The organism is Methylomonas rivi, assembly GCF_024505165.1.
Classification (GTDB): Bacteria; Pseudomonadota; Gammaproteobacteria; order Methylococcales; family Methylomonadaceae; genus Methylomonas; species Methylomonas rivi.
The window spans coordinates 1-7,396 of sequence record NZ_JANIBK010000166.1; the positions used below are offsets into that span (position 1 = coordinate 1).

Sequence of the window (7,396 nt, forward strand, 5' to 3'; positions counted from 1 at the left end):
TACATTATGCGAAGTGATGGAAACAATAAGGCAACCTGGTTGCAAGATTGTTTAGATATCGGGAAACAATCAAATCAAGATTGCGGGTCTTGTAAAATCGGCAAACCAACTGATTGAGATGTGATATTCGACGGCACCGGCGGGGTTTCGTTACGTTTAGGGCTGGAATCGCTAGATTGCGCGTAAGGATTGAATTTAAGATTGGCCACATGTTCTTGACATTGCTCCCAGGTGACCGGATATGGGGTGGCCTGGTGGGTGTAACACTTGCAAGACGTTTTAGAGGCAATACAGCCGGCTAAAACGGGTACAGAGGTAACCTTAAGCAAATGAGCATAGGCCGGAGCCGTCTCAGGCCGCCCAGGAACCGCGGGAGTAAAGTCCGGCGGACTGGATACACGCCGAACGGCAGACGCGCCCCCCGCGCCCGCTCCTTGCGTCGCTGTCGCGGATGTCGCGCCGGCCGATGGCGAATGACCGGATACCGCCGGCTGATTAACTTGGCCAGAATCGGTAAATTCATTAATACGGTTATAAATACGATAACCAATAACAGAAAGCACAAGCGCACAAAAGCAAAGAACATAGAAACTTAAAGGCTTTCGTTTGTTGAGTTTGGTATGTAAGGACGCGGATTTGTACATGCCGAATATTTGTTTCGGCAGCTTGTAAGGCCGAATAACCGCATCCGATCGACTGGTTACATTCTGCCGACACTCAGGCCATTCGTATTCGGAGCGACCGCGCCAATTAGCCACCAAATGAATATGGCGTCCAACCAAAAGGCGGACGTTACTATGAAACAAGTGCGGGCCCTGGCTAATAAGCCAAAAATCAAGGCCCTTATGCCTATGGGTTTCAAGCGCGGCCACTTCTTCGGGCAGCGCAGAGGCGGAATTAATAGGACGCCAAATTCGTTGAACCTCGTCAACAACGATTAAACTGCCATCCGTCGCCCATACCGGCCACTCCTCGACCAAATACACATGAGGAGGCATAACTGTATTGCCCTCTTGATCGATAGTAACAGTTTCAAAATCGGATTTTAGATAAACGCCGGCTTCGCCGATTACAGTATGTTCTCGACAATGATCGCACAATTCGGAAAGGCAATAGATAGGTTCGTGAGCGATTTTTAGTTGGGGGATCCCATGAACATAAACCTTGCGTTGAGCAGGCAAGCGGGTTAGTTCCTGTACGGTCCAAGCAGTTTTTCCGGCACCGGGAGTGCCGGTAATTAACGTTATCATATCGGCCTCAATTTTTTGATGGCCATCATGGCGGCTCGAGTCATCAAGCCGGCGGCCAGGATACCCAAAAACTCCCCTACCCCACCCAAATTTATCAACTGCAAAGTGGTAGGGTCGATTAGCGCATATTTAGCCTGTGCATTACCGATAACGGTAGACGCCAAGGCGGTTAAAGCCGCATAGGAAAATAAACCAAACCCCAGAGACACCAGAACACGAGCGGCCAAGGTGCCGGTAATGGAAATTAGAAAAGCTGCAATGGTATTCATCAGTCACGCACCCCGCCCAAAACGAACCAACCGGCGATCAACCAACCCAAACCGATCAATGCCGGAGCCAAAGAACTCAAGAACTGGCAAACGGGCGCATAACTAACAAAGGCACCCGTCATAAAATGACCCGCTACCGCAACATCCGCGGGACAACTGCCAGAACCCCAACTAGCGGGATTAATCGAGACATCGACATTAATCGTTTGCAACTCTTCGGGCGTGCCAGTATCGCCCAATTCGAGACAACCGACAGCATCCGGGTATTTGTCACAATCGGTTTCCGGCGGTGTCTCGGTAGTGGCTTCACTGGGTGTTATCTCAGTGATATTCGTCGTTGTAGTGGTGGTGTTAGTGATGTTATCCGTAATGTTTAGGGTAGTTGTTACATTCGGTTTGACATCCAATTGGTTGGGGCCGGTCTTTTCAACCTTATAATCGGTATGCTCGGTGGTTTCTTCGGTAACCGGGTGACCGGTTGCCGGGTCATGGTAGTTTTTTGTGCTGGTTTTTGTTTCGCCCTGGATCATTTGAGGGCTTGGCATATCAATATCTTGATCGCCGTTGGTCGGTTCAATGTCATGATCCAAAAGAGTGTCTAGCGCGACTTTTGGGAATGTTGGATTGTCGTTGAACGTTGCTTCAATATCTGCAGCTAGTTGTGTTGCGTTTGCGGGCTCGTTGATGGCTGAACCTATACACATCTCAGTAGCCGAGTCATAAACACTGGGTGTCGTGCAATAATCGGACTGAGGTGTTTCATAATTGTAATACCAATATTGAGATAAAATATTGCAAGAACCCGGTGCAGCAGAATTACTAATACATTCGCGGAAACGTTTTGAGGCGGGCTGAGAAATACAATTTCCTATATATCCATAGGTGCCGCCATATGGATTTTTATTCATGGCTACCACATGCGCATTACATTGATCCAGTTGTGTCTGACAATCACCCTGACACATATCCGCCGGCGTAATATCTCCCGGCACCTGTTTCACAAACTGATCGGTGACCGCATCTATCGCATAGGGCAAGGCCAAGGTGGCTAAAAGACCCAGGGCGGTTCGACTGAGTATCAGATCGGCGGCAGTGGCGGCGATATCAGAAGCGGCGTAGGTTTTGGCGACAGGCACCGCTACCGATGCCGATCCGAGTGCCACCGGGAAGGAACCGGTTGCTTTGACCGATGACGACGCACCCGGCACCGTAGCCAGCAATTCGCCGATACCGGGTTTTGCAACAACGCCTTGAGGCGTACGAACTAATATTGATTTATTAGTCTTGAATATAACGGGGACGGCAAAAGAACTATTAAAAAAAAGAAATAAGAAAATAAAAATTAATTTCTTCAGCGAACTAATATCCATACAGAACCCAAAATGGCTATATATATTGAAATAATATAAATGTCAGGCGTCATTATCTATACCTCATTTGTTTGATTGCCCATGCAGTAATCCAAACTAATGCAACCATCCAGGATAATTCTATAGAATCGTCAATAGTTAGGCCGGTATAATTATTCTGGTAACCCACTTCGGCACATTGAGGATACACGCGCGTAACCGTTACATATTGCTGCGAGCCGACTAAAGGCGTAAATATATACGTCATATCGGCTGTTTCAATGGTGTAATTACCAGCCATATAAGGAGAGTACACGCCATCAGCCGTAAATCGAGGCTCAGTAGCCAACTCGGTTTCGGCGGCAACATCTACAGAATCGTAACAATAGCCATTGAATAAATTGGCCATATCAATATTTATGAAATTTGCCGGTTCTTAAAGATAAGCGGCTTTGTATTTGCGAGTTATTTTTTTGAAAGTTCTTTTCAAAGTTTTGAAAATATTCCTTTGTGTAAACTGGTGTATTAGATGAATTCTTGAATTTTACTATTTTAGATTGTGATATGCCGTACTTTAATTTAACCTGTTTATTAAAATTATTTGAGGGATGATTTTTTTTTGGAGAATAGGTATTGCGGGTTTTGGGCGAAACGGCATTTCGAGCGTTATTAAATGCCATCTGTTGGCGTTTCTGTTGTACATAACGTTTTTTACCGCCCATTCGATTGGCGATATATTCATTTTTAAGAGCATTATTATCGATTGCAAAAAAGGATTTATCGCCGGATTTATGAGCATTTGCAGCGGCGGCTTTATATTGCCGATCAAACTCAGCGGAATAAGCAGCTAATTTAATAGAGCGCATAACGATTGTGACCACTAAAAACAAGGCACCAACTACAACAAGATCGGGCACCATTGAATTAAGCTGTTCGGTAATGAGTTCGGAGACCATGATTTACCCCAAGAAAAAGGCGGGGCGTAAACCCCGCCAAGTAGCAATTAGCTTGCGCCGCGTTGCATGAGTTTGAAAGCGGCGATAGCGATAATCGCGATCAGGAACAAGCCGGCGACGGCTGCGGCATCGGTTTTGGCGTCACCCAATGCGGTGGTAACGTCAGCCGGCACGGCAGCCATGGCAGAACCAACGGAAGCAGATACCAGGGCAACGCCGGCGGCGATTTTTTTGTTCAGTTTCATAAGTAAAACTCCAAATTTTAAGTGATAAAAAACACGCTTTTTTTGAGACGGTGTGCGTGAAGTAAAAAACACCGGTTCGGGCCTGACGATTAACGAATAACCGTCAGAATCGAATTCAGGACGTTGCATTGGTAGCCCCCTTGGGCACCGCAACACGTAAATGCTTAATGTTGATTTCAGCCAGTTCCAAAGAGCCGAAACGGCCAATTTGAAAGGCGTTGTCACCCAGCAAGTATTTGCCCTTGGCAATCGGGCCAATCTTGTCGCGCTCTTCTTTGTTCTGGGTGAAGGCGTGACGGATTTTGAATTGCAACGGATAACGGCTTTGGTCGGTGAACATCAAGGCCGGTTGTTCGAGGGTAAAGTAAACGGTGCCATCCTTGCGGCTGGTAAGCTGGTCTGGAATAAGGTCTTCTGTCTCTATTTCAATATGCATGGTTTTTCCTCAACGGGTGTGATTAAGCCGCTTGTAGAGCGAACGGCGGGTATTGTTCGCCGAAGTTGACTTCGACATAACGAATAAAAGGGATGACTTCACATTGAAGACCATCACCTTTCAGGTTTTGAAGCAGGGCTTTGGAAAGGCCGACTTCGTGGAGCATTTCGACGGCATCATAAAATTTACCCCTAGAGGGAACAGTACGAATGGCTTCATTCCATCCGCGTTCCTTAATGGCGCGAAACACGTTATAAGCACTCAAGGCTCTGCCATAAGTGACTTTGCCGGAACGAGCGTTGACGGTGGGGAATTTGGCTTTTAATTGTTTCTCGATTTCTTCGTCTCTAATGATTCTCATCTGTTTGCCCTCTAACGCTTTGAATAGGTCTTGTGTGGCTTGTTGCCAGTAGTTTTGCGCGTTGAAAACCCTGGACAACGCGAAAAGGTTGTTATCGATGCCGCGCCGTTCAAACCAGCGGGTTTTAAGACTGACTTCCCAGCGCACCATACCCTTAGCCCAGTCCAATAAGTCATCGGTGTATTGTTCGGCTGCTTTGCTGCCCTGGCGCTTGAGCTTGGAAAGTTGGTTCATCACCTCCAGGAGCTTGACGTAAACCTTGATCTTCTTGATACGGCTGTTGGACTTGCCGAAATAGGCGGTTCCGGAATAACCAGTGCGGGCGCGAGTCTGGCCGTTGCTAACGTTCTGCAAGGCGTTGACGAATTGAAGCGCTTCGTTTTCGGTGTTGCACCAAGAATGGTAGGTAATATCGACCTGTTCAACCGACCAATGCTTTTGTTCAAGATACTCGATCAAGTGCGGATAGGTATCAATTAACAGGTGAATCATACGCTCGGCACACTGCCAGATATTGTCAGAGCCGAACAGGTTATGACCTTGGGTCAGTTTGGCCGGACTGGCTTTAATTTCGATGAAGAAATCCTGAACATCGGCATCTTTCTTGAAACTGTCGCGGAAGTCGAAAACCTTGAAGGCCATGGTCGATAGGCTGGACGGTATCGATTCCCAGCGATGGGTTAATGCCACTTCTTCACCGTGGGCATCCAGAGACGATTCCAGCGGGATTTTCAAATCAGACAAGCTGATGCAGGTCTTTAGCACTTCACGCACCACGGGCAACGCGGTTTCGGTCGAAGAAGACTCGAACACTTGGCGAATTGGACAGCGAAGAACCAACATATCGATCATAAAAGCGTCAAGTCCGTTTGAAGATAATCACCGGTACCAGCGGAGTTTCGTAACGATAGCTCGTTAATGGTTCGGATAGCCGAGGAAACCCGCTGCCGAACAAAACCATTCTTAACAAGCCGATGCATGGCTTGACGGCAACGACCCGAACAATAATCCGGAATGCGACCGGTGCCGGCATATTCAAAGTGTTGATTGCAATATTTACAGATCATGACGTGTTCCGGAGTTTCGTAACGGTTAGTTATCGATGCCGGAAAAAGCCAGTTTGCTCTCCTGCCCCACTACTTCGGCGGACTGGACAGAAGAGCGGCCAACGTCCGCTAATTCGGGAAATGCCTCACGCTCTACAGCGGCGGCGATTTTTTGGGTTAAACGCTCAATTGTTTTTAATGCGATACGCCGAAGGTCGTTAATAGCCAGGTCAACATCAAGAGCCAATGCCGGAACATCGGACTTGATAAGTGCCAGGTGCGAAATATTCCATTTCAGCATGCTTTCAACCAGCGAAACAGAATCATAATTTTTTGATTGACTGACGAATGTATCAACAATCAACGTGATCGAGTTCAAAACGGGTTGGTGGTTTGTGTTCATCGGTTGGCCTCAATGAAAAGTAAATACGTGAATAAATCACAAAAAACAATTTGAGACTTTATAAATAAATCACAAGTGATTTGTCAAGACCTAATGTGTAATTTGTTAATTTGTGAGAGTCAAAAAATCGAGGCGGAAAAGATGGCTATACACCAACACACACTTAGAGTAAGGGGAACGAGATGGGAAAAGATCGAGAAAAAAGCATGGGAGCTATCAATAAAGGCGAACAAAATAATAAAGCCAACAGATGTGGCGGACGCCTTACTAGCAAAGGACTTAGAAGGAATAACCTTAGAAGAAATAGAGAAAGCAAAAGAAACGAGGTAAAAAATGGGAATGTATGACCGAGATTGGTACAGAGACCACCATCGAAAACTAGCCGAACAAGAAGAAGAGCAAAAACTAAAAATTAGAATCAAAAAACCCCAATTACCCAAGAAAGAAAGCTTTCAGGGATTAATGGTTAGGGCTTCCCTAGTCCTGGCAGGTTGTTGGGCAATAATCGAAATGGGATTAAAGCTAAAACACTAACGGATTTAACTAAGGGGATTAGAAAAATCGATCAATATTAGCAAAAAACCATAATATTGATATTAAAGGCTTATTCTGAAACTTTGGTACAAGAGTCCACTGGTTATAGTACGTGGACTCCCGGATCCGGAAGAAATCGGCGGTGGCCAAAGATTTTTTTCACTGCGAATAAAAACAGACAGGCGCGTTGCGCCGACGTGACGCCCGAGAAAGTTGGCCACTACGAACAAAGGCGGCGGCGGGCTGTGTTCCGTGAACTGCCATACCGCTATTAAATCGGCGACGGACGGTGCAATAAAAGCCAAGTCACTATAAACAGCAAACCCATTGGTTTGTTAGTGGGATAGATGCAGGGGAAAATCCATCCGGCGCGGTCGTCCGGCTGGCTGCGCTGGCCGGACTGCGGGAAAGACCGTCAGCCGACAGGCCAACCCAGGGAGATATCGTCGACGGCAACGCCCGGGAAAAACTGCGCATAATGCAGAATATGCAAACCGGCCCCTCCGGGCCGGTATTTTCCTACGGGGCCGCTCTACATATTCTCGAC

The 7,396-nt window shown here is 46.9% G+C and carries 10 protein-coding genes; 1 reads left to right on the forward strand and 9 read right to left on the reverse strand.

What is annotated here, in order from left to right:
• Positions 1–74: 74 nt before the first annotated feature.
• From NP596_RS18535 to NP596_RS18575, 9 genes are all read right to left on the reverse strand, one after another.
• Positions 75–1,250, reverse strand: a complete 1,176-nt coding sequence (locus NP596_RS18535) for a zonular occludens toxin domain-containing protein (RefSeq protein WP_256616888.1) — start codon at positions 1,248–1,250, stop codon at positions 75–77.
• On the reverse strand, positions 1,247–1,519 hold the full coding sequence (locus tag NP596_RS18540) for a DUF2523 domain-containing protein (protein ID WP_256616889.1): 273 nt from the start codon (positions 1,517–1,519) through the stop codon (positions 1,247–1,249). Before NP596_RS18540 ends, NP596_RS18535 begins: the two co-directional genes overlap by 4 nt.
• The gene (locus tag NP596_RS18545) at positions 1,519–2,889 is read right to left on the reverse strand and encodes a virulence factor TspB C-terminal domain-related protein (protein ID WP_256616890.1); all 1,371 of its coding nucleotides are present in this window, start codon (positions 2,887–2,889) and stop codon (positions 1,519–1,521) included. Before NP596_RS18545 ends, NP596_RS18540 begins: the two co-directional genes overlap by 1 nt.
• A gap of 52 nt (positions 2,890–2,941) precedes the next feature.
• Entirely contained in the window at positions 2,942–3,277 is a 336-nt protein-coding gene (locus NP596_RS18550; protein ID WP_256616891.1) for a hypothetical protein, read from the reverse strand.
• A gap of 1 nt (position 3,278) precedes the next feature.
• A complete protein-coding gene (locus NP596_RS18555; protein WP_256616892.1) occupies positions 3,279–3,824 on the reverse strand; it encodes a hypothetical protein in 546 nt (181 codons plus the stop codon).
• A 47-nt stretch (positions 3,825–3,871) separates the two neighbouring features.
• On the reverse strand, positions 3,872–4,198 hold the full coding sequence (locus NP596_RS18560; RefSeq protein WP_256616893.1) for a major capsid protein: 327 nt from the start codon (positions 4,196–4,198) through the stop codon (positions 3,872–3,874).
• On the reverse strand, positions 4,185–4,505 hold the full coding sequence (locus NP596_RS18565) for a G5P family DNA-binding protein (RefSeq protein WP_256616894.1): 321 nt from the start codon (positions 4,503–4,505) through the stop codon (positions 4,185–4,187). The genes NP596_RS18560 and NP596_RS18565 overlap by 14 nt, the downstream gene beginning before the upstream one ends.
• Before the next feature lie 22 nt (positions 4,506–4,527).
• Positions 4,528–5,718, reverse strand: a complete 1,191-nt coding sequence (locus tag NP596_RS18570) for a phage/plasmid replication protein, II/X family (RefSeq protein WP_256616895.1) — start codon at positions 5,716–5,718, stop codon at positions 4,528–4,530.
• Between the two features lie 240 nt (positions 5,719–5,958).
• Positions 5,959–6,315 carry a hypothetical protein gene (locus tag NP596_RS18575; RefSeq protein WP_256616896.1) on the reverse strand — a complete coding sequence of 119 codons (357 nt, stop codon included), beginning with the start codon at positions 6,313–6,315 and terminating at the stop codon, positions 5,959–5,961.
• A gap of 141 nt (positions 6,316–6,456) precedes the next feature.
• On the opposite strand from NP596_RS18575, the gene NP596_RS18580 reads away from it, so the two are divergent.
• Complete coding sequence (locus tag NP596_RS18580) at positions 6,457–6,645, forward strand: hypothetical protein (RefSeq protein WP_256616897.1); 189 nt, start codon at positions 6,457–6,459, stop codon at positions 6,643–6,645.
• Positions 6,646–7,396 lie beyond the last annotated feature (751 nt).

Coding starts and splice junctions, on each gene's coding strand:
- NP596_RS18535 (WP_256616888.1), bottom strand. CDS start 1,250: ATGATAACGTTAATTACCGGCACTCCCGGTGCCGGAAAAACTGCTTGG.
- NP596_RS18540 (WP_256616889.1), bottom strand. CDS start 1,519: ATGAATACCATTGCAGCTTTTCTAATTTCCATTACCGGCACCTTGGCC.
- NP596_RS18545 (WP_256616890.1), bottom strand. CDS start 2,889: ATGGATATTAGTTCGCTGAAGAAATTAATTTTTATTTTCTTATTTCTT.
- NP596_RS18550 (WP_256616891.1), bottom strand. CDS start 3,277: ATGGCCAATTTATTCAATGGCTATTGTTACGATTCTGTAGATGTTGCC.
- NP596_RS18555 (WP_256616892.1), bottom strand. CDS start 3,824: ATGGTCTCCGAACTCATTACCGAACAGCTTAATTCAATGGTGCCCGAT.
- NP596_RS18560 (WP_256616893.1), bottom strand. CDS start 4,198: ATGCAACGTCCTGAATTCGATTCTGACGGTTATTCGTTAATCGTCAGG.
- NP596_RS18565 (WP_256616894.1), bottom strand. CDS start 4,505: ATGCATATTGAAATAGAGACAGAAGACCTTATTCCAGACCAGCTTACC.
- NP596_RS18570 (WP_256616895.1), bottom strand. CDS start 5,718: ATGATCGATATGTTGGTTCTTCGCTGTCCAATTCGCCAAGTGTTCGAG.
- NP596_RS18575 (WP_256616896.1), bottom strand. CDS start 6,315: ATGAACACAAACCACCAACCCGTTTTGAACTCGATCACGTTGATTGTT.
- NP596_RS18580 (WP_256616897.1), top strand. CDS start 6,457: ATGGCTATACACCAACACACACTTAGAGTAAGGGGAACGAGATGGGAA.